40 protein-coding genes are annotated in these 26705 nt (G+C 47.6%); 4 read left to right on the top strand and 36 right to left on the bottom strand.

The window, feature by feature from the left end; translation table 11 throughout:
* Positions 1–210 precede the first annotated feature (210 nt).
* On the bottom strand, positions 211–576 hold the full coding sequence (locus tag QUA02_RS28660; protein WP_333032907.1) for a helix-turn-helix domain-containing protein: 366 nt from the start codon (positions 574–576) through the stop codon (positions 211–213).
* A gap of 227 nt (positions 577–803) precedes the next feature.
* Between QUA02_RS28660 and QUA02_RS28655 the strand changes: the two genes are divergently transcribed.
* The gene (locus tag QUA02_RS28655; RefSeq protein ID WP_333032905.1) at positions 804–1241 is read left to right on the top strand and encodes a hypothetical protein; all 438 of its coding nucleotides are present in this window, start codon (positions 804–806) and stop codon (positions 1239–1241) included.
* Between the two features lie 15 nt (positions 1242–1256).
* Here QUA02_RS28655 and prfA read toward each other — a convergent pair whose 3' ends face one another.
* The 31 genes from prfA to rplC all read right to left on the bottom strand — a co-directional run bounded on the left by prfA (position 1257) and on the right by rplC (position 20659).
* Positions 1257–2351 (bottom strand): peptide chain release factor 1, encoded by a 1095-nt coding sequence (gene prfA, locus QUA02_RS28650; RefSeq protein WP_333032904.1) that lies wholly within the window; start codon positions 2349–2351, stop codon positions 1257–1259.
* A gap of 331 nt (positions 2352–2682) precedes the next feature.
* On the bottom strand, positions 2683–2991 hold the full coding sequence (gene rpmE, locus QUA02_RS28645; protein WP_006634974.1) for a 50S ribosomal protein L31: 309 nt from the start codon (positions 2989–2991) through the stop codon (positions 2683–2685).
* 211 nt (positions 2992–3202) lie between these two features.
* On the bottom strand, positions 3203–3616 hold the full coding sequence (gene rpsI, locus QUA02_RS28640) for a 30S ribosomal protein S9 (RefSeq protein ID WP_194067224.1): 414 nt from the start codon (positions 3614–3616) through the stop codon (positions 3203–3205).
* On the bottom strand, positions 3616–4071 hold the full coding sequence (gene rplM / locus QUA02_RS28635) for a 50S ribosomal protein L13 (RefSeq protein ID WP_332978133.1): 456 nt from the start codon (positions 4069–4071) through the stop codon (positions 3616–3618). The genes rpsI and rplM overlap by 1 nt, the downstream gene beginning before the upstream one ends.
* Before the next feature lie 125 nt (positions 4072–4196).
* Positions 4197–5039 (bottom strand): tRNA pseudouridine(38-40) synthase TruA, encoded by an 843-nt coding sequence (gene truA / locus QUA02_RS28630; RefSeq protein ID WP_333032903.1) that lies wholly within the window; start codon positions 5037–5039, stop codon positions 4197–4199.
* A gap of 29 nt (positions 5040–5068) precedes the next feature.
* On the bottom strand, positions 5069–5419 hold the full coding sequence (rplQ, locus tag QUA02_RS28625; protein WP_333032901.1) for a 50S ribosomal protein L17: 351 nt from the start codon (positions 5417–5419) through the stop codon (positions 5069–5071).
* Between the two features lie 125 nt (positions 5420–5544).
* Positions 5545–6489 (bottom strand): DNA-directed RNA polymerase subunit alpha, encoded by a 945-nt coding sequence (locus QUA02_RS28620; protein ID WP_333032909.1) that lies wholly within the window; start codon positions 6487–6489, stop codon positions 5545–5547.
* Between the two features lie 174 nt (positions 6490–6663).
* A complete protein-coding gene (gene rpsK, locus QUA02_RS28615; RefSeq protein ID WP_006634980.1) occupies positions 6664–7062 on the bottom strand; it encodes a 30S ribosomal protein S11 in 399 nt (132 codons plus the stop codon).
* 84 nt (positions 7063–7146) lie between these two features.
* Positions 7147–7530 carry a 30S ribosomal protein S13 gene (gene rpsM / locus QUA02_RS28610; protein WP_333032900.1) on the bottom strand — a complete coding sequence of 128 codons (384 nt, stop codon included), beginning with the start codon at positions 7528–7530 and terminating at the stop codon, positions 7147–7149.
* An 83-nt stretch (positions 7531–7613) separates the two neighbouring features.
* Entirely contained in the window at positions 7614–7727 is a 114-nt protein-coding gene (gene rpmJ, locus QUA02_RS28605; protein ID WP_015178722.1) for a 50S ribosomal protein L36, read from the bottom strand.
* Between the two features lie 368 nt (positions 7728–8095).
* On the bottom strand, positions 8096–8320 hold the full coding sequence (infA, locus tag QUA02_RS28600) for a translation initiation factor IF-1 (protein WP_006276978.1): 225 nt from the start codon (positions 8318–8320) through the stop codon (positions 8096–8098).
* A gap of 293 nt (positions 8321–8613) precedes the next feature.
* Positions 8614–9198, bottom strand: coding sequence for an adenylate kinase (locus QUA02_RS28595; protein ID WP_333032898.1), 585 nt, complete (start codon positions 9196–9198; stop codon positions 8614–8616).
* 5 nt (positions 9199–9203) lie between these two features.
* On the bottom strand, positions 9204–10508 hold the full coding sequence (gene secY, locus QUA02_RS28590; RefSeq protein WP_333032896.1) for a preprotein translocase subunit SecY: 1305 nt from the start codon (positions 10506–10508) through the stop codon (positions 9204–9206).
* A gap of 102 nt (positions 10509–10610) precedes the next feature.
* On the bottom strand, positions 10611–11057 hold the full coding sequence (gene rplO / locus QUA02_RS28585) for a 50S ribosomal protein L15 (protein ID WP_333032895.1): 447 nt from the start codon (positions 11055–11057) through the stop codon (positions 10611–10613).
* Between the two features lie 138 nt (positions 11058–11195).
* Positions 11196–11744 carry a 30S ribosomal protein S5 gene (gene rpsE / locus QUA02_RS28580; protein ID WP_106150139.1) on the bottom strand — a complete coding sequence of 183 codons (549 nt, stop codon included), beginning with the start codon at positions 11742–11744 and terminating at the stop codon, positions 11196–11198.
* Between the two features lie 162 nt (positions 11745–11906).
* Complete coding sequence (gene rplR, locus QUA02_RS28575) at positions 11907–12269, bottom strand: 50S ribosomal protein L18 (protein WP_333032893.1); 363 nt, start codon at positions 12267–12269, stop codon at positions 11907–11909.
* Between the two features lie 2 nt (positions 12270–12271).
* Positions 12272–12820 (bottom strand): 50S ribosomal protein L6, encoded by a 549-nt coding sequence (gene rplF, locus QUA02_RS28570; RefSeq protein ID WP_333032892.1) that lies wholly within the window; start codon positions 12818–12820, stop codon positions 12272–12274.
* A 122-nt stretch (positions 12821–12942) separates the two neighbouring features.
* Positions 12943–13347: a 30S ribosomal protein S8 gene (gene rpsH, locus QUA02_RS28565; RefSeq protein ID WP_332978141.1), complete on the bottom strand. Its 405-nt coding sequence runs from the start codon at positions 13345–13347 to the stop codon at positions 12943–12945.
* 22 nt (positions 13348–13369) lie between these two features.
* Positions 13370–13915 carry a 50S ribosomal protein L5 gene (gene rplE, locus QUA02_RS28560; protein ID WP_333032890.1) on the bottom strand — a complete coding sequence of 182 codons (546 nt, stop codon included), beginning with the start codon at positions 13913–13915 and terminating at the stop codon, positions 13370–13372.
* A gap of 136 nt (positions 13916–14051) precedes the next feature.
* Complete coding sequence (rplX, locus tag QUA02_RS28555) at positions 14052–14414, bottom strand: 50S ribosomal protein L24 (protein ID WP_333032889.1); 363 nt, start codon at positions 14412–14414, stop codon at positions 14052–14054.
* Between the two features lies 1 nt (position 14415).
* Positions 14416–14784: a 50S ribosomal protein L14 gene (rplN, locus tag QUA02_RS28550; RefSeq protein ID WP_172190401.1), complete on the bottom strand. Its 369-nt coding sequence runs from the start codon at positions 14782–14784 to the stop codon at positions 14416–14418.
* 116 nt (positions 14785–14900) lie between these two features.
* Positions 14901–15149, bottom strand: a complete 249-nt coding sequence (gene rpsQ / locus QUA02_RS28545) for a 30S ribosomal protein S17 (protein WP_333032888.1) — start codon at positions 15147–15149, stop codon at positions 14901–14903.
* 38 nt (positions 15150–15187) lie between these two features.
* Complete coding sequence (rpmC, locus tag QUA02_RS28540; protein WP_333032887.1) at positions 15188–15502, bottom strand: 50S ribosomal protein L29; 315 nt, start codon at positions 15500–15502, stop codon at positions 15188–15190.
* A 157-nt stretch (positions 15503–15659) separates the two neighbouring features.
* A complete protein-coding gene (gene rplP / locus QUA02_RS28535) occupies positions 15660–16079 on the bottom strand; it encodes a 50S ribosomal protein L16 (protein ID WP_333032885.1) in 420 nt (139 codons plus the stop codon).
* A gap of 100 nt (positions 16080–16179) precedes the next feature.
* A complete protein-coding gene (rpsC, locus tag QUA02_RS28530) occupies positions 16180–16908 on the bottom strand; it encodes a 30S ribosomal protein S3 (RefSeq protein ID WP_333032883.1) in 729 nt (242 codons plus the stop codon).
* A gap of 112 nt (positions 16909–17020) precedes the next feature.
* Positions 17021–17380 carry a 50S ribosomal protein L22 gene (rplV, locus tag QUA02_RS28525; protein WP_172190397.1) on the bottom strand — a complete coding sequence of 120 codons (360 nt, stop codon included), beginning with the start codon at positions 17378–17380 and terminating at the stop codon, positions 17021–17023.
* Positions 17381–17478: 98 nt separating this feature from the next.
* A complete protein-coding gene (gene rpsS, locus QUA02_RS28520; RefSeq protein ID WP_041623488.1) occupies positions 17479–17760 on the bottom strand; it encodes a 30S ribosomal protein S19 in 282 nt (93 codons plus the stop codon).
* 108 nt (positions 17761–17868) lie between these two features.
* On the bottom strand, positions 17869–18732 hold the full coding sequence (rplB, locus tag QUA02_RS28515) for a 50S ribosomal protein L2 (protein ID WP_333032882.1): 864 nt from the start codon (positions 18730–18732) through the stop codon (positions 17869–17871).
* 167 nt (positions 18733–18899) lie between these two features.
* Positions 18900–19208, bottom strand: coding sequence for a 50S ribosomal protein L23 (locus QUA02_RS28510; protein WP_172190395.1), 309 nt, complete (start codon positions 19206–19208; stop codon positions 18900–18902).
* Positions 19201–19833, bottom strand: a complete 633-nt coding sequence (gene rplD / locus QUA02_RS28505; RefSeq protein WP_333032881.1) for a 50S ribosomal protein L4 — start codon at positions 19831–19833, stop codon at positions 19201–19203. Before rplD ends, QUA02_RS28510 begins: the two co-directional genes overlap by 8 nt.
* A gap of 190 nt (positions 19834–20023) precedes the next feature.
* Positions 20024–20659: a 50S ribosomal protein L3 gene (rplC, locus tag QUA02_RS28500; RefSeq protein ID WP_333032880.1), complete on the bottom strand. Its 636-nt coding sequence runs from the start codon at positions 20657–20659 to the stop codon at positions 20024–20026.
* A gap of 432 nt (positions 20660–21091) precedes the next feature.
* On the opposite strand from rplC, the gene QUA02_RS28495 reads away from it, so the two are divergent.
* From QUA02_RS28495 to QUA02_RS28485, 3 genes are all read left to right on the top strand, one after another.
* Positions 21092–21568, top strand: coding sequence for an NAD(P)H-quinone oxidoreductase subunit N (locus QUA02_RS28495; RefSeq protein WP_332978150.1), 477 nt, complete (start codon positions 21092–21094; stop codon positions 21566–21568).
* 118 nt (positions 21569–21686) lie between these two features.
* A complete protein-coding gene (locus tag QUA02_RS28490) occupies positions 21687–22292 on the top strand; it encodes a vWA domain-containing protein (protein WP_333032879.1) in 606 nt (201 codons plus the stop codon).
* A gap of 72 nt (positions 22293–22364) precedes the next feature.
* Positions 22365–22877, top strand: a complete 513-nt coding sequence (locus tag QUA02_RS28485) for a salt stress protein, Slr1339 family (RefSeq protein ID WP_333032878.1) — start codon at positions 22365–22367, stop codon at positions 22875–22877.
* A 242-nt stretch (positions 22878–23119) separates the two neighbouring features.
* Here QUA02_RS28485 and QUA02_RS28480 read toward each other — a convergent pair whose 3' ends face one another.
* The 4 genes from QUA02_RS28480 to QUA02_RS28465 form a co-directional block, all read right to left on the bottom strand.
* Entirely contained in the window at positions 23120–23677 is a 558-nt protein-coding gene (locus QUA02_RS28480; protein ID WP_333032877.1) for a deoxycytidylate deaminase, read from the bottom strand.
* Positions 23678–23715: 38 nt separating this feature from the next.
* Complete coding sequence (gene dut, locus QUA02_RS28475) at positions 23716–24150, bottom strand: dUTP diphosphatase (protein ID WP_333032875.1); 435 nt, start codon at positions 24148–24150, stop codon at positions 23716–23718.
* A gap of 48 nt (positions 24151–24198) precedes the next feature.
* On the bottom strand, positions 24199–26283 hold the full coding sequence (locus QUA02_RS28470) for an FAD-dependent thymidylate synthase (RefSeq protein ID WP_333032873.1): 2085 nt from the start codon (positions 26281–26283) through the stop codon (positions 24199–24201).
* 136 nt (positions 26284–26419) lie between these two features.
* Positions 26420–26602, bottom strand: coding sequence for a hypothetical protein (locus QUA02_RS28465; protein ID WP_333032870.1), 183 nt, complete (start codon positions 26600–26602; stop codon positions 26420–26422).
* Positions 26603–26705 lie beyond the last annotated feature (103 nt).

Genomic DNA, 26705 nt, shown 5'->3' with positions numbered 1-26705 from the left:
GCCCATTGTACACTTAGTTGAGACAACTTACGAGAAAGGAATAAAAGTCTTACCTCATGAGTTAAAACAGTATCTACCCTCATGGCAACGTTCTGAAACTTTACCAAAATGGGATATCACGGTTATCTCATTTTAACTGGTATTTTATTTTTCCGCAAGTCCCTAAAAGCTACTCGATCGTATCTACGAGTCTACTTACGAACAGATACATCAACTATATTTCCCAGACGACTCAGCCGCCGCCGCGAGTCTATCCATCACGGCTCTACCAACCACGGCTAACTCACTAATTGGTATACATTGAATTTTTTTCAGCAGATCGTTAGTATCTACCGGTTCACGCATGGGTTTGCCTTCCAGATGAGCGAGCAACTCTTCAAGTGTAAACCCCGCCCTCACAGCAATCTGAGCCAAATTTTCTGTATCTGGGATGCTCTGACCTTTTTCCCACAACTGAACGGCTGTCGCAGAGACACCCAGAAGCTTGCCGAATCCCCGCTGACTCATGGAACCGCGAGCTAGTTTGACAATCTCGATCAATTTTTTCTTAGCTTCTGCGTTCACAACTGCTGTCACTACTTAATCCCACATAATTCAGTTTACTTCCCAACTCCAGAATTTTCCACTTGCAATTCATAATTACACTTGACACTGGAAAGGCTTGCAAGTAAACTAATAATTACAACTTAAGTTTTGATAGACCCAAGGAGTCGCTAAACAAATGGTTCTGAGCTAGGAACCCAACATAAGGGGACAGCCCGATCGAACTTTGAAACCGAAGACAGACATCAGGGAAAGTAAAAATGACCAAGAGACGCAATCTAAAAACTCACAAGCCCAGCCGCACCCGTCAAAGCCTCACAGCCTCCGGTTGGCTAAAACCCCAGTGCTGGCAAATCTCCAAAAAAGAAGCAGCCGAAGCCTTGAGAATGCCCGTCAACCGCATAGTCAAAGTCTACCCCAAACAACATCAAGTAATAGTTGTTTACCTGAACAAGAAAGGACAAAAATGCAGTTCCTTTTTCAGCTACAGACTATTTGCAAGATGGCAACAAGAGGCGATCGCCACAATTGCCAGTTGTAGAAACAAGCAAACCCTAGCACCTCTAGAAATCATCGTACAATACGACCTGGAACATTTCAAGTATCCAGTGGTGATCGCCGATGCCATTTGGGAAGCCCTGCTCAAGCATATCTCCCGCGTAACAAGGGAACTGAGGCTGAGCAAACAATGCGCCTAGCCCCCCATCACTCCATCAATTAGTAGAAGCAGCCAACTCAGCCAAACGTTCCTGCTGATCCTGAGAAATGCAAGTTTGAATAATCCCCTCAATATCCCCTTCCAAAACACTATTGAGCGAGAAATTTTCCCCCAAACGGTGGTCGGTAGCCCGATTGTCCTTATAGTTGTAAGTGCGAATCTTCTCCGATCGCGAACCAGTACCAACCTGAGCCAAACGCCGGGACTTCACCTCATCCTGCTGTTCCCGCAACTTCATCTCATAGAGCTTAGCCCGCAAAATCTGCATCGCCCGCTCCTTATTCTGCAACTGACTGCGCTCCTCAGTACAGAAAATCCGAATCCCAGTCGGCTTGTGAAACAAATCCGCAGCAGTTTCCACCTTGTTAACATTTTGGCCGCCAGCACCGCCCGATCGAGCTGTACTCATCTCAATATCCTTCGGATCGATGTGAATCTCCACATCATCCACCTCCGGCATCACAGCCACCGTCGCCGTCGAAGTATGCACCCGGCCGCCAGCCTCAGTTACCGGCACTCGCTGCACCCGGTGTACTCCAGCCTCAAACTTCAGCTTGCTGTAAACGCTGTCGCCTGTAATTTCCAGAATCACCTCTTTAAATCCGCCCATTTCCGCCAGCGACTCGCTCACCAACTTCACCTGCCACCCTTGAGTTTGAGCGTAACGGGAATACAGTCGCAGCAAATCTCCCGCCCAAATACTAGCCTCATCTCCGCCAGTACCCGCCCGAATTTCCAGCATAATATTCTTATCATCATTCGGGTCGCGGGGGAGCAGCAAAACCTTCAAACGGGTTTCCAAATTTTCCAGCTTAGATTCAAGTTCCTCAACTTCCAGCGCGGCCATTTGCTGCATTTCTCGATCGCTCGCTGCTTCCTTGAGAACTTGTTTAACATCGATTAAATCGTCCTGAGTTGTTTTCCACAGATCAAAAGTATCGACCACTTCCTCCAAGGACGATCGAGCTTTCGCTACCCGTTGAAACTCTTGATTGTCCCTAGCCACATCCGGGTCAGCCATGCGACGAGTCAACTCATTAAAAGTTTGCTCTACCGACTTCAATTTATCCAGCAAATAAGATTCAGCCATTGTCAGTTGTCCTTTGTCAATCGATTTTAGATTTTAGATTTTAGATTTGAAGAACAGTTGGGATAGAATCTCGATAAAACTCAACTGCCTGCATAGCGAAGTCTTCAATCTCAACTCTCCAATCCGAGGGCGGATCGATTTTAGATTTTAGATTTTAGATTTTAGATTTTAGAACTCAAGAGCAGTTAGGATAGAATGTCGATCGAACTCTACTCGATCGAACTCTACTCCCTGCATAGCAAGTCTTCAATCTAAAATCTAAAATCCGAGGGCGGTAAGTTGTCGGTAGAAAGAACTACTCTCAACAAACTGCGGACAAATGACAATCCGGCTACTTCTTCTTTTTGCCTTTACCAGCAGCCTTAGAAGCATCTGCTTTCGGCTCTTCCATTTTCAGCGGCCCAGAGGAAGCATCTGCCTTCGGCATTTCTACCTCCGTCATGCCGTATTTCCGCATAAAGCGTTCCACACGACCTTCAGTATCAATAATCTTCTGAGTGCCAGTATAGAAAGGATGATTTCCCGACCAGACATCAACTTGAAGCTTTGGTCTAGTTGAACCCACAGTCATCACAAGTTCCCCGTTGCAATAAACCTGAGATTCGGGATACCACTCAGGGTGAATGCCATCTTTTGCCATTGTTTTTACTCTCTAATTTTTGACTTTACAACCATTTTAGCTGCCGCAGGACTTGTACACCAACAACAGCAGCAATTTTGCCTTATATCTGTTGGAACCAGGAATCAGGAATCGGAAATAAACTTCAAAAAAAGGCAGATAAAATCTGGATAGATAATTTTGGCCTTTTCCTGGTTCCTTCTTCCTTCTTCCTTCTTCCTTCTTCCCTCTATTACCGCTTCGAGTATTGAGGAGCCTTGCGAGCTTTCCGCAAACCGTACTTTTTCCGTTCTTTTGCCCGCGGGTCGCGAGTCAAATAGCCCTCAGTCTTCAGAGGCTTGCGGTTGTCCGGGTCTAATTGACAAAGTGCTCTAGCGACACCCAAGCGAATCGAGTCAGCCTGACCTGTCAAGCCACCGCCTTCGACTTTTACCAAAATGTCGTACTCATTTTCCAGACCCAAAGTTTCCAGAGGGGCCTTAGCGAGAGCCAAATAAGTAGGGTTGAATTGCAGGTACAAATCCCCCTCTTTACCATTGACAGTCAGTATGCCAGTGCCGGGAACCAAGCGCACCCGCGCTACGGAACACTTGCGGCGGCCGGTACCCCAGTACACAGCGCGACCGGATGTATCTGTTGCTTGCATTACTCATTTCCTCCCGGAATCGTGTGAACAATTAATTCTTCTGGTTGTTGAGCTTGGTGCGGGTGGTTGGGGCCAGCGTACACCTTCAGTTTAGTAAACAGTTGTCTGCCTAGAGAAGTGTGAGGCAGCATTCCCCGAATAGCTTCTTCGACAATTCTTTCGGGCAAACGTGCTTGCAATTTTGCAAAAGTTTCTGTTTTCATGCCGCCCGGTCTGCCAGAGTGGCGGCGGTAGATTTTCTGAGTGCGTTTTTTGCCAGTAACAGCGATTTTGTCGGCATTGATCACAATGACGAAATCGCCGGTATCCATAGAAGGAGTGTAAGTCGGTTTGTGTTTTCCCCGGAGGTACATGGCAACTTCTGTTGCCAGACGGCCCAGCCGCTGGTCGGCGGCATCGACCACGTACCACTTGTGCTCTAGGGAGTCTTGAGTAGGGACGTAAGTTTTGTTCATTGTTTGTTGTTAGTTGTCTGTTAACTGTTAACTGTTGTTAGTTGTCAGTTGTCTGTTGTCAGTTGTCAGTTTTTAATTGTTACTTGTCCTTAGTTTTTTATTAGTAGTTACCTAATGACTAATGACTAATGACTAATGACTAATTTTGGCTGAGTGTCGTACCAGACATCTGGGGGAAAGGGAAATTCACAATAGCCAACCCGCAGCAGGCACAAACCTTGAGCGGGAGCGGCATATTTTACCATTTCTCGGCGTTCGTTGACCCAAATATCTGTGAAATTGTCGATCGCCCTTTCCCCGCGACCCACCTGCACCAGCAACCCCACCAGCAGCCGCATCATCCCGTACAGAAACCCGCTCGCCTGAACCTCGATATATATAAGAGACCCAGAACGGTGACACTCTGCTGCTTGTACGTCCACCCAAGAATGAGGCCGGGCAGACCCCGCACGGTGGAAAGCAGCCAAGTGATGCCGCCCGATTAGCGGGGTCATTGCTGCCTGAATCTTTGATTCGTCCACAGGCGCGTGATAGCAGTGCCAAGCAAAAGGACGCACAAACAAATTAGGGGTCGGGTCTGTATAAAGGGTGTAGCGATAGCGCCGCCAACTGGCTGAGAACCGAGCGTGCCAGGTAGGTTCCACCTTTGCCGAAGCTCGAATTAAAATATCTTTTGCCAGTCGAGAGTTGAGAACGCTTGCCCAGCGGTGAGCCGGAATTGGGCCCGGGGCGTCAAAATGGGCTACTTGAGCAGCGGCGTGAACTCCCGCATCAGTTCTCCCGGCAGCGTGCAGCGTTACCGGGCGTTCCAGAACAGTCGATATTGCTGTTTCAATTTCTTCTTGTACTGTACGCTGGTTCGGCTGTCGCTGCCAACCGTGAAAGTTAGTGCCGAGGTATTGGATCACCAAAGCAACGCGCTGTATCGATTGGGGATTTTCGATTGGGGATTTTGGATTGTCACTCATAAATCAAAAATCTCCAACCCAAAATTGAATTAAACCAGTTCAACGATCGCCATTTCGGAATTGTCTCCTTGACGGGGAACAGTTCGCACTACGCGGGTGTAGCCCCCATTGCGCGAGCCGTACCGTTCCCCGGCCGCCTCAAACAAGGCGTGTACTAACTGTTTGTCGTAGATATAGCCCATCGCTTGGCGGCGAGCGGCCAAGGAGCCATCTTTGGCCAGGGTAATCATCCGATCCGCCTCTGAGCGCAGCGCTTTGGCGCGGGCGAGAGTGGTAGTGATTTTACCGTGGCGGATTAATTCGGTGGTCAGCGAGCGCAGTAGGGCGCGGCGCTGATCGGCCGGTTTGCTGAGTTGGGGAACGCGACAGCGGTGACGCATGGCAGTTGGTAATTGGTAATTGGTAATTGGGCGCCGGGATAGTCCGCGAGTTTTGAGCGGTGAATTCTTTAACTTAAAAACTCACCTATTTAAAATTCAGAACTTTTTTACCCGTTACCCGTTGATTAACTTTTAGCTGACTTTTCCTGTGGCAAGGTAATGCCCAAGCGCTTTTGTAAAGCTTCAATCACTTCTTCTGCGGACTTCTGCCCGAAGTTCTTGATCTCGAGCAAGTCTTCTTGGGTATAATCCAATAAGTCTGCGACTGAGTTGATCTGAGCCCGCTTGAGACAGTTGTAAGCCCGGACGGACAACTGCAATTCTTCGATCGGAATTTGGCTCGTAGGATCGGCTTCACCTGGATACTCTGGTTTGAGAGAATCTTGGGTGATGTCTTTGAGAGGTGCAAACAAATCTACCAGGATGTGGGCAGATTGACTCAGAGCTTCTTGAGGAGTCACGCTGCCATCAGTCCAGATTTCCATCACCAGCCGATCTTTCTCGACAGTGCCGCCTAGCCGAGCATCTTCAACGCTGTAGTTGACTCTGCGAATCGGCATAAAGATGGCGTCAATTTGGAGGAAATCCAAAGCCGACCCATCATCGCGACTGCGGTCTACTGCTCGGTATCCGATGCCTTTTTCAATTCTGAATTCCATTTCCAGAACTGAGCCGGGCGAGAGAGTTGCAATGTACTGGGAGCGATCGATCAATTCCACCTCAGAGGGCAAATCGAACCTATCGGCCGTAACTGTGACGGGCCCCTCAATCCGCAACCTGCCGATTTGCGGCTGCTGAGAATGAGTTTTGAGGACGACCTCTTTCATGTTCAGGAGAATTTCCAGAACGTCCTCACGTACCCCTTCGATCGTGGCAAACTCGTGATTGACGCCCGCGATTCGGACTGAAGTTACTGCCGTTCCTTCCAAATTTGACAGCAGAACTCGCCGAAGCGCATTCCCAACAGTTGTTCCCTGACCGCGATCGAGCGGTTCCAGGACAAATTTTCCGTACTGACTGCGGTCTTTGTCAGTGTTAGACTCTATACATTCAATTTGAAACTGCGCCACGGAGTGACCTCCCTTTTCCACTTTGGATTTTTGATTTTGGATTTTAGATTGCAGAGCATACCCCTGAACGGATTTCGGATTTTGGATGGACGGGGCAACAGTTAGAACCATTAGTTTTTGACTTTAAGCAGTTAGCCATTATCCAAAATCTAAAATCTAAAATCTCAAATCGTTTTAGACTCTACGCCGCTTGGGAGGGCGACAGCCGTTGTGAGGAATTGGGGTAACATCTCTAATCAGGGTGATTTCCAGTCCCGCCCCTTGCAGCGCCCGAATTGCAGTTTCTCGACCTGCTCCGGGCCCGCTCACCATTACTTCTATTTGGCGCATTCCTTGGTCGTTGGCTCTGCGGGCAGCACTTTCTGCTGCTGTTTGAGCTGCAAAGGGAGTCCCCTTTTTAGCTCCTTTAAAACCGCTGGAACCTGCGGATGCCCAGGATATTACTTCGCCGTTGAGGTCGGTAATAGTTACTATCGTGTTGTTAAAGGTAGACTGGATGTAGCCTACCCCATTGGGTACATTCCGTTTCTGCTTTTTTGCACCAGATTTCTTGCCTGTTTGTTGTCGCGCCATATTAGTCTCTTTAACGTTTCTCTCAACTAATGTACCGAAGCGCTAGGAGCCAGCAGCCCCCAGCGTAGTTTTCCCAAAAAGATGTTACTTCTTGGAAGGTGCCTTTTTCTTGCCCGCAACTGTTCGGCGGACGCCGCGACGGGTTCTGGCGTTGGTGCGGGTTCGCTGGCCCCGTACCGGCAGACCCAAACGGTGACGCCGACCGCGGTAAGTCCCGATATCCATCAGGCGCTTGATGTTCATTGACTCCCAGCGCCGGAGGTCTCCTTCGATTTGGTAGGTGCTTTCTACATGAGTCCGCAGAGTTGTCACGTCGGCCTCTGTTAAATCCTTGACGCGAGTGTCAGGATTTACGCCTGTTGCAGCGATGATTTCTTGGGCCCGCGACAGGCCTATTCCGAAAATGTATGTCAGACCTATTTCGACGCGCTTATCGCGTGGAAGGTCTACCCCGGCAATCCGTGCCACACTTTTTGTCTCCCTAGTTTTCCTGTTTGGCTACAATATTCAATTAGGCAGCACCTGCGTGCAGTGCCCAATCTTCCTGTTTTCTAACCTTGACGCTGTTTGTGTTTCGGGTTAGTACATATCACCATCACTCGACCGCGACGGCGGATGACGCGACATTTTTCGCAAATTTTTTTGACAGATGCTCGAACTTTCATCTTTCTTCCTGCCTGGAGAACCCCGCTCTAACGGATAGCAGGCACGCTGGGACTGCCCGTAGAGCGGTGGGAGGAGAGGCTGGGCAAGGTGTAGGCCTCTCCTCGATTAAATTGTATAAAGTGCGGGTTGTTTCATGAAGGAGCCCGCTTGCACCCACTCCCATTGCTGGGGTAAAGTTCGCATGCGCCAGAGTGTTGGCGATCGATACTTTTACGGTGTAGCAATGACTTAACCCGGTACACCGGTGGGTTGTTGACGCCCTTCTCGGCAACACTACAAACGTAGCATTATAGCATAAATTTGACGCTTTTTACCAAATTCTCTCTAATTAAACTTAGAATTAGTTTTTAGAAAGTTTTATCTAAGCCTATTTTTTCCGAAGGCGATAAGTAATCCTGCCTTTGGTTAAGTCGTAGGGAGTCAATTCGACTTTGACGCGATCGCCTGGCAGAATTTTGATGTAGTTGCGGCGGATCTTGCCGGAAATGTGAGCCAGCACGTTAAACCCATTATCTAGGTCAACGCGAAACATCGCATTGGGCAGGGATTCCGTCACTGTCCCTTCCATTTCAATTAAATCTTGCTTAGACAATTTGGTATTTACCTCAACTCTACATTTGATTAACTAGGAGTGTTCCAGCGTTGACCTCAAAACCTATTTACTGGTAGGGATCGAACGGGAACAGGGGCAAAAATTCGGGCACTGTCGATCGACTTTAATACTCAACCAACCGCTTGTTTTAGCTTTACTTGAGTAAAGTTGTGGCAATTAGTATCGAGTTCAATCCTGTCTCTAGCAACCCTCACAAAACCTGATAGCACAAAAAGCTCCTAGTTAACATATCTTAGCAAAAGCTTGTGAGTAACAAGCTCTATTGAGAGGGTTCAAGAGTCGCCAGAGAGAGCTTGTTGCAGTTGAGCGGTTACTAATTCCATCGATCGATCGCCATCAACCGCAACTAACTGTTGACGGCCGCTGTAAAAATCAATCAAAGGCTCAGTTTGCTCGCGATAAACTTGCAACCGACGGCGGATCGTCTCCTCATTGTCATCCTGCCGGCCCCGCGACAGCAGGCGAGACACCAAAATGTCGTCAGGCACGTCGAGATTAACAGCTTTGAGACCAAATTTTGGGTTCGGTGTACTCCCCCCCGCACCGCTAAGTTCGTGCAGCAGTTTGTCTAAAAAAGTTGCTTGGGCGACAGTGCGGGGAAAACCGTCGAGAATCCAGCCAGCTTTAGCGTCCGGTTCATTCAGGCGTTCCTGCACGATATCCATCAGCAATTGGTCGGGAACCAACTCACCCCTGTCCATGTAGGCTTGCGCCTTTAGACCCAAGGCGGTTTTCGCCACCACGCAGGCGCGCAGGATTTCGCCCGTAGAAATGTGGGGTATTTTCCAGAGAGCAGCTAAGAGCTGAGCCTGAGTTCCCTTTCCCGCCCCTGGAGGTCCCATGAAAATAAATTGCATTGCGATTACTTCACCATTCCTTCATATCGCTGGGAGATGACGTAAGTTTGAATTTGCTTAGCAGTTTCGATCGCCACACCTACTAGAATCAGTAAGGAAGTTGCGCCAAAACCTCTAAAAGTTTGCACACCGATCGCGCTTTCTACAGCAGTTGGTACAATGGCCACCAGACCGAGAAATATCGCTCCCAAGAAAGTCAAACGGTTCAAAACCTTCTCCACATAATCGCTGGTTTTCTGACCGGGACGAATCCCAGGAATGCTGGCACCCATTTTCTTCAAGTTCTGAGACATATCTACGGGGTTGACAATCAACGAAGCGTAGAAATAGCTGAAGAACAAAATCAAAGTCAGATAAAACAGCGCGTAAGCCCAAGGCGCCGGCCCGTTCGGACTCAAAACATTAGCAACTTGAACCAAAAACGGGTTATTAAGAGATTGAGCTAGGAAAGAAGGCACAATCAACACCGAAGATGCAAAAATAATCGGCATTACTCCGCCTTGATTCAAGCGCAGGGGCAGATAGCTGCGGCTTTCCCGATAAACTTTGCGACCGACTTGGCGGCGGGCCGAAATAATCGGAATGCGGCGAGTACCTTCCTGAACAAAAACAATCCCGACAATCGTCACCAAAAAGACCAGCAGCAGAACGACTACACGGCCGACAACTTGCGTGTCCCCACTTTGAGCCAATTCAAAAGTTTGTCCCAAAGAGCGCGGCAAAACCGACACAATGTTGATAAAAATCAACAGCGATGCTCCGTTCCCGATACCTCGCTCCGTCACTACTTCCGATATCCACATGACAAACATCGACCCTGCTGTCAGAGCCAAAGCAGTTTGTGCTATGAATAAAGGCGCCGGAGCTTGAGCAAAAGGGCTGACCCAAATCGCAATGCCAACGCTTTGCAGAATTGCCCAGCCCAAAGAAACGTAGCGAGTAATTTGAGAAATCTTGCGCCGCCCTGCTTCCCCTTCATTTTTCTGCAAGTCTTCTAAACTTGGCAGAGCCGCAGTTAGAAGTTGCACAATAATTGAAGCATTAATGTAGGGCAAAATCCCCAGCGCGAAAATCCCCAAAGCTGACAGGCCGCCTCCTGAAAACAAGTCCAAAAAGCCAATTAAAGGGCTATTTTGGACGTTTTGGGCAAAGGCGGCTCGATCGATGCCGGGGACTGGCAAGTGGACGCCCAGGCGGACTAAAATCAGTAAGCCAACGGTTACGAGGATGCGGCCTCGCAAACCAGCAGCTTGAGCCATCTGCATGAACGTCTCTTGTGCAGTTGGCGCTTTTTCTCTACTAACGTCCATAGTTACGATTTTGGATTTTAGATTTGGGATTTTCGACTAAATCATTTTCTGATAGCAAGGTTGAGGATTTGAGATTTGGACATACTCTCAAACCTCAAATCTTCACGCAACTAATTCGCAACTTCCGCCGGCGGCTTCAATTTTGGTGCGAGCACCTGCGGTAAAAGCTTTAGCGCGCACTTGCAAAGGCACATTCAGTTCGCCATCTCCTAAGATTTTCAGCGGCCCATCGTCAGTAGTGACAATTTTTGCTTGCATCAAAGAGGTGAGAGTAACTTCTGTGTTTGCTGGCAGTGATGCTAATTTACTTACATTAATGGTAGTGTACTCTTTGCGGTTCACGATCGGGAAGCTCTTCAGCTTGGGGAGGCGGCGGTAAAGAGGATTTTGACCGCCTTCAAAACCGGGTCTAGTGCCGCTACCTGCTCTAGATTTTTGACCGCGCATCCCTTTACCGGAGCTCGCGCCTTGACCGGCAGAAATACCTCTGCCCAAGCGGCGCGGGCGTTTTGTGGAACCCGCTTTTGGTCGGGCGTCTTGCAATCTCATAGTTTTGGTAGTTGGTAATTGGTAATTGGTAATTGGTAATTGGTAGTTTTGAGTTTTGAGTTTTGAGGAATGAAATTTTTTTATTCAAAACTCAATACTTAATACTCAAAACTGACAATTCGTCCCGTTCCCTAGTCCTTAACCGTAGAGGTTTTCTACTGGAATTCCGCGCTCTTGAGCAACTTCGGACAAGGTGCGGAGAGTGGAGAGGGCGTTGACTGCGGCTCGGGCGTTGTTTAAGGGATTTCCAGAACCTAGCTGTTTGGCTAAGATGTTGCGGACTCCTGCTAGTTCGAGAACAGTTCGCACTGCTCCCCCTGCAATTACCCCGGTTCCGGGTGCTGCCGGTCGCATCATTACTTTGGCTCCGCCGCCTGCACCATTGATGGGGTGAGGGATGGAGTTAGATTTGGTGAGGGGGACTTCAATTAGGTGCTTTTTGCCGTCAGCGACGCCTTTTTTAACGGCACCGATTACGTCGCTAGCTTTGCCGACTCCCACTCCAACTTGACCGCGTTCGTTGCCGATAATGACTATGGCGCGGAAGCTGAGTTTTTTACCGCCTTTGACTACTTTGGTAACGCGCCGAATCTGAACCACCCGTTCTTGCCATTCGGATTCTTTTTCGCGCCCTTTGTTGTTGCTGCTGCTTTTTTTCTTGTTGCGCTGTTCTTTTTGTTCTGCCATAGTTTTGTCCTGTGGGAATTAGTAATTGGTGAAAGGCGATCGGCAATTGGTAATTGTTTGAGTAAAAAGTAAAAATAGAAGAAATCTGGTTTTTGCCTTTTAACTTTCAACTTTTGACTTTTTACTTTTTAATTACTCATTACCCGCTACCCATTACCTCCTCTAGAAGTCTAACCCGGCTTCGCGAGCTGCTTCTGCGAGGGCTTTGACGCGACCGTGATAGAGGTTGCCTCCGCGATCGAATACGACTTTGACTATGCCAGCGCTGGAACAGCGTTTGGCAATCAACTGACCGACTTGCACGCTGGCGGAGCAGTTGCTTCCCGAAGTGAGAACGGACTTCAAATCCGGGTCTAGGGTTGACGCAGCAGCCAAAGTGTGCTGTGTCGTGTCGTCGATTACTTGGACGTAGATGTGCTGGGACGATCGAAATACGGCGAGTCTGGGACGTTCGGCGGTGCCGAAAACCTTGCGCCGCACCCGGCGGTGTCTGCGGTGGACTGATTCTTTGCGAGTAAGCTTCATTGTTACTTCTTACCTGTTTTGCCTGTTTTACCAGCTTTGCGCCGGACGACTTCGCCGCTGTAGCGAATGCCTTTGCCCTTATAGACTTCGGGCGGACGCACCGCGCGGATGCGGGCTGCTGTATTGCCTACGAGTTCTTTGTCAATGCCGGAGACAATGACGTTGGTGTTGCCTTCAACTGCCATTGTGATGCCTTCTGGAGGAGGCATTTCAACCGGCTTGCTGTAACCGACGTTTAAAATCAGGTTCCGTCCTTGAACCTGGGCCCGATAACCTGTGCCGATAATTTCCAGGCGCCGCTGAAAACCTTGGGATACACCTTCGACCATATTGGCGACTAGGGTGCGGCACAAGCCGTGCAGTTGTCTGGCGACGCGAGATTCGTCGCGGCGGGTGACGAGTAAAGTCTCGCCTTCGAGTCCCATGAGGATTTCGGCTGGGATAACTCGGGAAAGTTCACCTTTAGGGCCTTTGACGGCTACTTTTTGACCGTCTAGGGTGATGGTGACTTTCGTGGGAATGCTAATCGGACGCTTGCCAATTCGCGACATAATTTTTTGTCCTTTGTTTTTAGTTATTAGTCCTTGATGATTAGTCTTTAGTTATTAGTCCTTAGTTATTGATTTTTCAGTTTGTTGCCAATGACCAGCGACTAATGACTAATGACTAATGACTACCAAACATAACAAAGCACTTCACCGCCCAAACCTTGGCGTCGGGCTTCTCGATCGGTCATAATGCCGCTGGAGGTGGAAATAATGGCAATGCCAATTCCGCCTAATACTCTGGGCAATTCTTTACGGTTCGAGTAAACGCGCAGTCCTGGTTTGCTGACTCGCTTAAGTGCCGTGATGATGGGCTTGCGAGTTTTACCTTTGTACTTTAGAGAAAGCACTAAATGTCGCTTTATCCCTTCTGGTTCTGCTTCTTCAAATTCGCTGATAAAGCCTTCACTTTTGAGGACTTGGGCGATGCTGCGGGTCATTTTTGTAGCTGGAATTTGCGTTGTTTGGTGGCGCGCCATGCAAGAATTGCGAATGCGCGTCAACATATCTGCTATGGTATCGTTAGCTGCCATCTTTTGCTTCTTACTCTAGTGCTTAGTTGTCCCGGAACGGCATTCCCATTTCTTTAAGCAAGGCGCGTCCTTCTTCGTCGGTGTTTGCTGTGGTGATAATTGAAATGTCCATGCCTCGAATTTGATCGATGCGGTCATATTCTATTTCTGGAAAAATTAGCTGTTCTCTCAGACCCAAGCTGTAGTTGCCGCGCCCGTCGAAGCTTTTGGGGCTGATGCCGCGGAAGTCGCGGATTCGGGGGAGTGCGAGGTTGATCAGCCGATCGAGAAAATCGTACATCCGATCGGCGCGCAGCGTCACCATAACGCCGACGGGTACTCCTTTGCGGATTTTGAAGCCTGCGATCGCTTTTTTCGCCCGCGTCACCACCGGTTTTTGCCCGGTAATGATGCCAATTTCGTTGATCGACGAATCCAGTGCCTTAGCATTTTGAGATGCTTCTCCCAAACCGCGGTTCACGGTGACTTTGACGAGTTTGGGAACCTGATGGATATTAGTATATTTAAACTGATCCATCAGTTTGGGAACGATTTTTCCTTGATAAAGAACTTTGAGTTTGTCCGGCATAGTTTTTGTGTTTGTTTAACTGTCCCTGGGCGTGGTCAGGGAATTGCTTTTTGTCATTTGTCCTATGTTACTTGTTATTTGTTGATTGTTAGTTGTTATTTCCAACCACCAATAACTAATAACCCCTAACAAATGACTATTGATCGATGATTTCTCCGGTTTTTTTGAGCTGTCGCAGTTTCCGGCCGTCTTCGCTAAATGTATAGCAAACGCGGCTGGCTATTTTCTCTTTTTCGGAATAGTGCATGACATTTGAGCTGTGAATGGGAGCCTCAAACGTGAGTATTTTCCCGGACTCTCCGTCTTGCTGGGGCTTGACGTGCTTGGTTCTGATGTTTACACCTTTAACAATTACTTTGCTGACTTTAGGATATGTCTTTAAGATTTCTCCGACTTTTCCTTTCTCTTTGCCAGTAATTATTTGCACGGTGTCGCCTGCTTTGACGTGCATTCTGTAGCGCTGCGGTTCGCTAGTTGGTTTACCCTTTTTTCCGTACATTTTAAAGTACCTCCGGGGCTAAGGAAACGATTTTAGTAAAGTTTTTGTCGCGCAGTTCGCGGGCGACGGGACCGAAAACGCGAGTGCCTCTAGGGTTGCCGTCTACGTTGATAATAACGGCGGCGTTGTCGTCAAAACGAATGCTCATGCCGCTGTCGCGGCGCAGGCCTTTGCGGGTTCTGACAATGACGGCCCGGACGACATCTGATTTTTTGACGGCCATATTGGGAATGGCGTCTTTGACGACGGCAATGATGACATCGCCGACTCCGCCGTAGCGGCGGTTGCCGCCTCCCAATACGCGGATGCACATCAGTTTGCGGGCTCCGCTATTGTCGGCGACATTGAGGTATGTCTGGGGTTGAATCATGGTGATTGTTGACTGTTAACTGTTGACTGTTAACTGTTGACTGTTAAGTGTTGACTGTTTACGGCTAATTGATTAATCAAGTACCGATCGGGCGAGCGCGAGATCGCAATTAACTGTTAGCCGTTTTTTGTCCCGAAAATCTCAGCAACCGCCCAGCGTTTGGTTTTGCTCAAGGGGCGAGTTTCAGTGATGCGGACGCGATCGCCGGATTTGCACTGATTTTCTTCGTCGTGAGCTTTGTAGCGTTTGGTGCGGACTACGATTTTGCCGTATTTGGTGTGAGAAGAGCGGTTTTCGATCGCTACCACGACGGTTTTGTCCATTTTGTCGCTGACTACTACGCCAACTCGTTCTTTAATTGCCATACCTACCTATTTTTGTTGTGCAATTGAGTTTTTTTGAACTACTGCGCGATCGTCGTCGGCTCGACTGCTTCTGACTCTTGGCTGACTGCTGCGGTTGCAGCTTGCTGTCCGGCTTCTTTAGATGCGGCTAATTTTTCGGCCGCTTCTGCATCAGCAGCGATTTGGCGCTGGCGTTCAACTGTCATCAATTGAGCGAGCCGGTGTTTGGCGTGCTTGAACAGGTGAGGCTTTTCCATGCGGCCGGTAGCTTGCTGGAGCCGCAACTCCATTAGTTGGCGCTTGACGGCTAAAATTTGCTCTGCTACTGCTGCATCGCTTAATTCTCTAGCTTCTTTTATCTTGGGCAAAGACATAATTGTGTGCTTTATCGTGAGCGATCGATCTTTTGAAGACAGAATTGTCTAGATGCTGAATGCCGAAGGAAAGAAAAGTTACGAATGCCAGATTTTAAATTGCTGTAGCCGTTTAAAATTCTGACGGAGGCCGACCTAATTCTACCTTCGAGCATGGCTAGGACTGGTCTCCTTCGCGGGTGATGAACTTGGTTTTAATTGGTAATTTGAAAGATGCCAAACGCATTGCTTCGCGGGCAGTTTCTTCAGTTACCCCGCCAATTTCAAACATTACCCGGCCGGGTTTGACAACGGCAACCCAAAACTCAGGATTACCTTTACCGGAACCCATCCGGGTTTCTGCTGCCCGCTGGGTGACTGGTTTGTCGGGAAAAATGCGAATCCAGATTTTGCCGCCCCGGCGGATATAGCGAGTCATGGCGCGGCGTCCGGCTTCTATTTGGCGAGAAGTGATCCAAGCGGGTTCGACGGCTTGGAGCGCGAAGTCGCCAAAGCTAACTGTGTTGCCGCGGGTGGCAATACCGCTCATTCGCCCGCGCTGTTGTTTGCGGAATTTCGTTCTTTTAGGGCTTAACATGGCTTTGGGAGTTGGGTAATTGGTAATTGGTAATTGGTAGTTGGTAATTGGTTTGGAACCACTGACACTTAACAAGTGACAACTAACACTTAACAATTAGCTAGCCTTCGTTCGATCGATCTTCAAAGTTCTGGCGGCGGCGCTTTTGTTTGGTGCGGGGTACCGCTGCATTTGGTGCAGCCTCTGGTTCCTGTCCGGGAATAATTTCGCCTTTGAAAACCCAAACTTTAATGCCGAGAATACCGTAGATGGTTTGAGCAGTGCAGTAGGAGTAGTCGATGTCTGCCCGCAGCGTGTGCAAGGGGACTCTGCCTTCCCGCGTCCATTCGGTACGGGCGATTTCTGCACCGTTGAGCCGTCCGCTGACTTGAATTTTGATGCCTTGAATGCCGACTTTTTGAGCGCGGGTGATTGCTTGGCGGACTACTCGGCGGAAGGATACGCGCCGTTCTAGTTGCTGAGCGATGTATTCGGCGATCAGTGTGGCATCGGCGTCTACTCGCTGGACTTCGACGACGTTGATGCGGATTTGGCGGTTGCTACCGAGTTGCTGCTGCAAACCGACGCGCAAAGTTTCGATACCGGCTCCACCGCGGCCTACGACAACGCCCGGTCTGGCGGTGAACACTTCTAGGTCGATTTGATCGGCTTTCCGCTCAATTCGGACGGAGGAGATGCCAGCATTGCTGAGGGTTTTGCGGACGTACTTGCGAATTTTAAAGTCTTCTTGCAAGAGTTCGGGATAGTTTTTGGGGTCAGCAAACCAGCGAGAGCGGTGCTCTTGGGTAATGCCGAGGCGAAAACCAATTGGATGTATTTTTTGGCCCATAAAAGTTGATGAGTTAATTGGTAATTGGTAATTGGTAATTGGTAATTGGTAATTGGTGATTACCTGTTTTTTTCAACTTTAAGCTGTTTATTACCTATTACATTTTCCCTGGTTAGTTTTCTACGAGCGGTGCTACTACTACGGTAATGTGGCAAGTTGGCTTGCGGATTTGGTAGGCGCGACCTTGAGCGCGGGGTCTAAAGCGTTTGAGGACTGGGCCTTGGTCTGCGTAAGCTTGAGAAACTACTAGCTTGGCTTTGTCCAATCCTGCGTTGTGTTCGGCGTTGGCTACTGCCGATCGCAAAACTTTAACTATGGGTTCGCAGGCGCGGTAAGGCATGAATTCGAGTAAAATCAGCGCTTCTTGATAGCTTTTGCCGCGAATTTGGTCGAGGACTCGGCGCACTTTGAAGGGGGATGTCCGTATGTAACGGGCGATCGCCTTAATTTCCGATGTGGTATCTATAGCCATTTCGATTTGGGTACTTGGTAGTTGGTAATTGGGAAAAAGGTAATTGGGAAAAAGGTAAAAAGTTTTTCCTATTACCTATTACTTGTCACCTAATTAGGCTATCTTTTTGCCTTTTTATCACCACTTTTCGCGTGACCTCTAAAGGTGCGAGTGGGGGAGAATTCTCCGAGTTTGTGACCTACCATTTGATCTGTGAGGTAGACGGGTACGTGCTGTCTGCCGTTGTGAACGGCGATCGTGTGGCCTACCATTTGGGGCAGGATTGTGGAAGAGCGCGACCAAGTTTTAATTACTTGTTTTTGGCCTGCGGCGTTGAGTTTTTCGATTTTTGTCATCAGATGATCTGCGACAAACGGGCCTTTTTTTAGCGATCGAGACATGATTTTGGTAATAGGGAATTGGGCATCGGGCCGAAGAGCATTGGGCATTGGGCATTGGTAATTTGTTATTTCCAATAACCCATTACCCATTACCCATTACCCATTAAACTAACTTTGTCTGCCGCCCTTGCCGCGCTTGGAAGATTTGCGGCGGCGGCGGACGATTAAAGCGTCGCTGCGCTTGTTTTTGCGTCGAGTTTTGGCACCCAATGCTGGTTTGCCCCAAGGAGTCATAGGCCCCGGACGCCCGATAGGAGCTCTGCCTTCGCCACCGCCGTGCGGGTGGTCTACCGGGTTCATGACGCTACCGCGAACGGTGGGTCTGCGACCTTTCCATCGGGTGCGGCCGGCTTTACCGAGGCTGAGGTTTCTGGCGTCTGTGTTGCCGACTTGACCGATGGTGGCGTAGCAGTCAGCGCGGACTTTGCGCTGTTCGCCGGAGGGAAGTTTGAGGGTAACGTAGCTACCTTCTTTTGCCATTAGCTGAGCGCTGGAGCCTGCGGAACGGACGATTTGCCCGCCTTTACCTGGTACTAGCTCGACGTTGTGGATGCTGGTACCGAGGGGAATGTTCTTCAGGGGGAGGGCGTTGCCGATCTCGATCGGCGCGTCCGGGCCTGAGACAATTACTGTACCGACGTTTAAGTTGAGCGGGTGCAGGATGTACCGTTTTTCGCCGTCTTTGTAGAACAGGAGGGCGATGCGGGCGTTGCGATTGGGGTCGTATTCGATCGCCTTGACGGTAGCGGGAATGCTGTGTTTGTCGCGGCGGAAGTCGATGTCTCTATACAGCCGTTTGTGACCGCCTCCCCGGTGGCGACAGGTGATGACGCCTCGGTTGTTGCGGCCTTGTTTGGTGTGCTTGTTGCTGGTTAGAGATTTTTCTGGCTCTGATCTGGTAATTTCAGCGAAGTCCGAGACAGTCTGTTCCCGGGTGCTGGAGGTATAAGGTCGGTAAGAACGGATGCCCATAATTTGGTAATCGGTAATTGGTAATTGGTAATTGGTAATTGATAATTGGTAATTGGTAATTGGTAATTAGTAATTTGAAGTTGTGAAGTCCGAATTCATCCTTCATCCTTTTTGATTACCGATTACCGATTACCGATCGCCCATTACCTATGACCTATTACTAAATTTTAAACTTCTGGGAATAGGAGTTTGCGGATCGAGTCTCCGTCGGTCAGAGTTACGGTTGCTCGCTTGTAACAAGGTTTAAAGCCGACGAATTTACCAACTCGACGCTTTTTGCGCGGCGGGTTTTGGGTGTTAACTGCGGTGACTTTCACCTTAAATAGTTCTTCGATTGCAGCTTTGATTTGAGGCTTGGTCGCTTTGGGGGCTACGTCGAATGTGAATTGATTTAATTCCATCATTCGGGTAGCTTTCTCGGTGAGAATCGGACGCTGGATCAAATCTGCGTAGTCGCGGGGGTCGATTTTACTCACCGTAAATCTCCTGAATTTTTGCTATGGCTGTAGATGTGACGATAATTTTGTCAGCCGCGAGAACGTCGTAAACATTCAGGGACGTTGCCAAGATGACGTTTACTAATTCGATGTTGCGTCCTGACAAGTAGACGTTTAGTTGCGGTTCTGGCAATATTAACAGAACTTTTGTATCGGGTTCGATGCCCCAGCGGGCGATCGCACTCAGCAATTCTTTGCTTTTCGGTCTCGGAAATTGCTCTGCAAATTCTTCAACCACAATCAAGTCTTCTGTACGGCTGTAGAATGCTGTCCGCAAAGCGAGACGGCGTTCTTTTTTGTTCATTTTGACTTCAAAGTCTCTCGGTTTTGGCCCGAAGATGACACCGCCACCACGCCACAGCGGAGAACGGATAGAACCTGCTCTGGCTCGACCGGTTCCTTTTTGACGCCAGGGTTTGCGGCCGCCGCCTCTGACTTCCGATCGAGTTTTGGTAGAAGCATTTCCTTGACGGGCGTTATTCAGTTGCCGCGTCAATGCTCTGTGAACGATGTGAGACGCATTTTCTTCTTTGGCTACGCGCAGTTCTAAAGTTGTTTCCCCAACTTCTTCGCCTTGCCAATTTCGCACTACACAGTTAACCATATCTTTTGTCCTTTGTCTGTTGTTAGTTGTCTGTTGTTAGTTGTCTGTCGTCTGTTGTCTGTCGTCTGTTGTCTGTTCTCAGCTCTTAGTTTTCAGCTCTTAGTTTTCAGCTTTTAGTTCTTAGTTATTGCTTGCTACTAACGGCCAACCACTATCTACTGACTGCTGACTACTGACTACTTACTACTGACTAACGTCCTACTTTTTTCTCAGGCACAACATTGACTAAGGCGCCAGCTTTGCCGGGAACGGCTCCCTTAATTAGCAGCAAATTCTGCTCTGTATCCACCCGGATAATTGTTAGTTTGCGGACGGTGACTTGAACGTTGCCCATACGTCCTGCCATTCTTTTCCCGGGATAAACGCGACCGGGAGTAGTTCCAGGCCCGATCGAGCCTGGCTCGCGGTGGTTCTTGGAACCGTGAGACATGGGGCCTCGTTTAAAGTTGTGGCGCTTTTGAAAGCCTGCAAAACCTTTACCGATGCTTGTACCGATGACATCTACTATTTGTCCCGGTGTAAAAGCATCTGCTTTTACTTGTTGGCCTAATTCAAATGAACTGGTGTCTTCCAAGCGGTATTCGTGCAAGTGGCGCAACGGATTCGCCCCCGACTTGGCAAGGTGTCCCAATTCTGGCTTGTTGAGAGCCTTTGGTTTGACTTCGTTGTATCCAACTTGAACGGCACCGTAGCCGTCAGTTTGTTTCGTTTTAATTTGCGTTACTGTACAAGGCCCTGCTTGTATGACGGTGACGGGGATTGCTCTCCCTTCAGCGTCAAACACTTGAGTCATGCCTAGTTTGGTGCCAAGAATGCCTACAGACACGGATTTTTTTCCTTTTATTTACGCAAGAGGTTTCGGATTGCGAAGTTTACGTCAATCCGCTTGCTCTTGTGCAGAAACATTTATTTCACTGTTCCTGCAATTAACTGTTATCAACCAACAGCCTTCCTCGGTGTTTAAAATTTGAGTTTTAAATTTGGGAGCGAGCTTGTGGAAGTCTTGCAAGGGTTGAGATTCGCGGCTTTTTACCTGTTCGATCTCCGAGTTTTATCTCGGTCTTGCTTGTTTGTGCCAGGACTTGAGCAGTAAACTACTCAGTATCCTTTTACGGCGACAATTCACTATAGTACATGAAGTGTTTGCCGTTTGTCAAGGCCGCGAAGATAACTTTTCGCCTCAGAAGCGAGGATTTATAATATCTCAAGCTCGCAAGCAGCGATCGACCAAATTTAAGATAGCAGGCAAGACAAATTTATGGGACTGATTACGACGGGATCGGATCTGATTCGGGATTTGGAAAAGTCGGGGTCGCTGGCCCTGTACGTTCCTTTAGAGGGAGGATTTGAGGGGCGCTACCTGCGCCGGCTGAGGGCTGCGGGTTACGGTGCGTACACGATTTCGGCGCGGGGTTTGGGCGATTTGGCGATGTATTTGACGGGGGTTCACGGGGTGCGGCCGCCGCATTTGGGCAAGAAAACTACTGGCAACGAAGGGGCTGTGGGTTATACGTACTACGTGCCGCCGATGTTGAAAACTCAATTAGACAATTTGCCGCCGAAAGCAAAAGGACTGGTGCTGTGGATTATTGAAGGGCAGATTTTGTCAAGTCAGGAGATTGAGTATTTGACTGTTTTGCCGACGTTGGAACCGCGAGTTAAAATAGCAGTGGAGATGGGGGGCGATCGAGCTTTTAGCTGGAAGCCGCTTAAAGATGCTTTAGTTGCAGCTTAAATTCCGGTATTTGCGATCGCAAATCAACTAAAAAACGCAGCGAGCAACTAAAGCTCAACAGCTTCTGCTCGCTGGTTTTGATATTTTTTGGAAAAACTTAATTAACAGGAAAAATACTATGCTTCAGAACCGCGACTATACCATCATCATTGACAAAAGCGGCAGTATGTACACAAAAGACCAGATGGGCGGTAAAAGTCGGTGGGCGCTCATGCAAGAATCGACGATCGCATTGGCGAATAAATGCGAAGAACTCGATCCTGATGGTATAACAGTTTATGTGTTTTCCGGTCGCTTCAAGCGCTACGACAACGTAACAGCAGCTAAAGTCGTGCAAATTTTCCAAGAAAACGAACCTTCGGGAACTACGAATTTAGCTGCTGTTCTGCAAGACGCTCTGAACAGTTATTTTCAGCGCAAAGCATCCGGTAAGACCAAGCAAAATGGGGAAACAATATTAGTGGTGACGGACGGGGAACCGGACGATCGCAAAGAAGTGATGAAAACGATTATAGAGGCTTCGCGGAAGCTCGATCGAGATGAAGAGTTGGCGATTTCTTTCATTCAAGTAGGGAATGCGCCGGAAGCTACTAAGTTTCTCAAGATATTGGATGACGAACTGCAAAGCGCCGGGGCTAAATTCGATATTGTTGATACTGTGACGATGGATGATATTGAAGGAATGACCCTGACGGAGGTATTGCTGAATGCAATAACTGATTGAGGAGGCGCGCTAAGTTCACGCGATTATATTGGTGCCAGTTGGCCCAGCAGCATTTTTTAGGGGGTTTAAGTTATGGAATCGATCGATCGCCTGTTAGGTGAACTTAAGGCAGAGTATCAAGCATCTCAAAAACAAGCTGATGAGTTGAAAAGTCAGCCGCTGGTGCAAGCACAAGCGCCTTTGCAACAAGCAGCAGTGCCGTCAAATCCAACATTTAAAACATCAGATATAAATTTGTCTGCTGGTCGTTTAGACAAGGATTTAGCTCAAATTAAGGCTGAGTACGAAGCACAAAATAAAGCTCGGGAAGTGGCTTTACAGGAACCGCTTAAGGCTGAGTACGAAGCGCAAAATAAAGCTCGGGAAGTGGCTTCACAGGAACCGCAGCGGCCAGCAGAAAAAGTCGCGGGGCCGCTGTTGGACGTACAAACGCACAGGCAGAAAGTTAGGCAAGCTCAGGTTTGGCTGAAAAAGTTGGATAAGAATTCCGATGAGAGATTTTGGTTCGATCAGTTTGCTTTTAAGTATTCTTCGCGGATAGATGCGGCGATCGACTATTTGCAAGCTGTGAATGAGTTTGATTGATTCAACTACACGGTATTCACAATTTGTCAGGACGGTTTTTGGTTAATTGCCATTTCTATTTGTTGTAAGGACACGGCAGTGCCGTGTCCTTACAACTTGTAAAATAAATATCATTTGTATCCCGCAGGATTCAGGATACGGCAGTGCCATATCCCTACAAATTGCCAGCAAATAAATATCATTTATAGGAACGCAACACAGTTGTTTCCTGTGGCTGCGACAACCAGGGGGGGGGATTGCTCCTATACTAAATTTTTGGACACAGATGTAGGATGCAATAAAAACAAAGCAGCCTTTTTTGCTGTATCTTCAGATAGCTGAATTTGTTTTAACTCAACAATACCTTCACTGATAAAAGTATCTCTCAAAGCAGCTTTTTCGCCGCTGTTAAAAGTCGTTTCGTAAAACACTTCTCGAATCCCAGCCGCAATGACTAACTTCAAACAATAGATGCAGGGTTCTAAGGTGACGTAAATACTAGCCCCAGCGGTAGATATGCCGTGTTTTGCAGCTTTGGCGATCGCATTTGCTTCAGCGTGAACCGCCCTTGATGGCAAAATTTTGCTGGCGTCGCAACTACTCAAACCAGGATAGCAGAATCCTTGAGTCGTACAGTGTGCCGAACCTGACGGCGAACCGTTATAACCCGTGGCTAAAATTTGCCTATCTTTAACTATTACCGCACCTACGGGAAATGCCAGACAAGTCGATCGAGTTGCGGCTAATTTTGCCAACATTAAAAAGTATTCGTCCCAGTTTGGTCTTTGAGGGGGTTCGTAGTTGTCTGGTGTATTGTCCATTTAAAATCTAGAATTAGAACTGTATCGAGACAAGTGATTTATGGCGAGATTCCAGTCGAGCCAAATCCATTATCTCCCCTAGAGCTGGTAGTTAACATTTTTACTTCTTCAATTTCCACGCGAATTACCGGCGCGATTACCATTTGAGCAATTTTCATGCCTTTTGTCACTTGAAAAGAAGTTTGACCGTGATTGATTAAGATTACTTTGATTTCGCCTCGATAGCCCTCATCTATTGTTCCTGGTGCATTGAGTACAGTGATTTGGTGTTTGAGAGCTAAACCGCTTCTGGGACGAATTTGAGCCTCTGTTTTTTGGGGTAATTCTATGGATATGCCTGTATGAATTAACTGGCTTTCTCCCGGAGGAATTTCTAATTCATCTATAGAAAACAAGTCCAATCCAGCATCAGTATCGTGGGCGTATTTGGGGATTATAGCTGATTCATCCAGTTGCAGAATTTTTAATTTCATCTTGTTTCTTTTTCCTTCTTCCTTCTTCTTTCAACATCAGACTATGTATTACGGGGCTAGCCTTGCTTTTCCCAGACGAGTAGTTGTGTACCACTTAGCAATGTCGGGTGCCCAATTCTCCAAATGAGGCCACATCATTTCGCAGAGTTTTTGAATTTCCAGTTGAGCATTTTTCTTATTTCTCAAGTCACAAAAATGCAGGAAAGACCTTAAATTGAAACTGACTACAAAATGCTGGCGGTAGTCAAAGGGTAATTTGCCTCTGGCGTGTTCCTCGGACATACCGCCGTCGAAGTCAATTTTATAACGTTTAGCGGCTTCTAGACACCACTGTAAATCTTGTTCTCTTTGTTCGGGAGAATAGTAGTATTTTTTGCCTTCGCGATCGGTATAATAATCTACTGGACGCAGGTAAAAAATATCTTCTATATCTTTTTTGCCGACTGCTGCATCCAGGAATTGATTGCCTGTATAACGCAGGGAATTATGTACTACTAAACCATTAGCAACGAAATTATGCCATTCACCATCCACCTCTAGGTCATAAGTCATTTGTTCGCCAACATATTCAACACTATTGACTTTTACGGGATGAGAACGCAATTTTCTCCCTTTTTGCTTTGGCTTGACTTGCCAATTTTCAGGCTCTAATATTGGCGAGTAAGCTTTAGCAAATTCAAGCTCTAAGTTGTTTTGATGAATATATTCGTGACATTCTTTGCAGAAAGTCACTAGATTATCAAAATCATAAGCAAGAGATTGATATGCAAAAACTGGTATTAAGTGATGGGCGTGAAGAACACCACCTCTGACAGCACATTTCTGGCAAATAAAATCAAACTTTTTATGGACTTGGGGCGCAATTTGCCGCGTCCAAGCGCCAATTAATTCTCGATCCGTAGAAGTACCACCTTTCCAAAAATTAGACTCAGCACCTCTTTGCGTGTAAATTTTTGCATTTTCGATTCGTCTCTGGCGGCTTTCTTCAGAGAGGTTAAGTTGATAACCTCCTTTACCTTTATTCCAAGGTTCATCTCTTCCAGGTTGTCGCTTATTTAGAGACAATCCATAAGCATAGACCCATTTTTTAACGACCTCAATTGAGCAGTTAGCTAAAGTCGCCATTTCATCAGCGTGCAATCCTTTCTCAAGTTGATCCACTAACCAATTATGGTCGCGATAGAGAGCGTTAGGGTTGTAATTCCAGGGCTTATGACCTTCAGGGAAGCGCGAACCTGAATAGGCTGAAGATAGCCCATGTTTGTTAGTCCATGCTTTAATCGTATTGGGAGAGCAGTTAGATAAGTCAGCAATTTCTTTGATAGTCAATCCTTGCGAAATTTTGGTTTCAAGCCATGACTTGTCTGTATAAATCCTATCATCTGTCACCGACACGCCATTACACATAACATGGGAATTTTGGTTGATACGAACCACTTTTCCATCTGCGTGGTTTATTAACCCAACCGCATCTTTCATTGTTTGCCAACCGTCGGGGGTAAATAAACGGTGATTAGCGGTACATTCTAAAGTTTTGCCGTCTTCCAATGTTACCTTATAAACGGGTTGAATACCGCTACACATTACATCTTTGATATGACCCACTTCAAAGAAGCCAGTTTGTTCATTTAAAACTCGCAAGCGCATTTTACGGATTCTTTGCTTGCAGTCACGACGATATTCGCCTGGTGGTTCACCATTTCGACCTCGAATAGACCGAGAACGAATCGCTTTTTCCCCATTAGTCCAAAGGTCATACAGTTCTCCAATTGTTTTGCTCAAATTTTTCTTGCCAGCACTTCCCTCACAATCAACAAAAGTGATTGCGGTATCAGCAGCAAGACATTGCACATCAAAGGATACTCCAACACGATGTGTCCTGGCTTGCTGCATGACACTGTGGGGAAAGTAGCCGCAATTAAAAATAATTTGTGGATGCTCTAAGGGGCCGTAATGCCCTCGATCGCCAGCTAAGAGCCTTTTTACGATAATTTCTCCGCATTCTGCGTCTGAGGGCCAGGAATCGCGATCGTCAAATACGAAATTCTCCGTATAGTCTTGATGGAGGGCTGCATAAATTACTTGCTGAGGATTTGGTGTTTGAGAAATAACTTCTACTCGAAATCTATCCATATATGTTTTTATTTTTGAAGGTCGCTCTAGTTGAAATTTTGAACATTTTAAATTATTTCATAAGATGGCATTCTTGGCAAGTTTTTCAAGCTAATAATTCGTTGACAGCTACACTAAAACCTGAGTCCTAGTAAAGTTACCCGATCGCAGCATATTCGTTGGGTTGTAAATTTTTGCCGTTAGCGCAGCCCTCGAAGAGGATCGCACTTTTTACTGTCGGGCCGCTGACAATGGCTGTTTGCCCCGTTCCGCAAATTAATTGATTCGGTTTGTATAGGGGTTTGTACTCAAATTTATTGACGAGATTTTTGGCTGTCATGGTTTACCGTTTTTTGCACCGCGTACTAAGCTGAGACGCAGCTAGATTGTATAATATAAAAAAATAAGCAATCATTAGTTATAGTGTATGCCAGCCAAAAACC

Origin of the sequence: Microcoleus pseudofavosus SVA1_A4 (genome assembly GCF_036700565.1) — a bacterium.
GTDB lineage: Bacteria > Cyanobacteriota > Cyanobacteriia > Cyanobacteriales > Microcoleaceae > Microcoleus.
The sequence above is the reverse complement of the archived record's forward strand: the minus strand, read 5'-3'. Positions and strand labels throughout refer to the sequence as shown.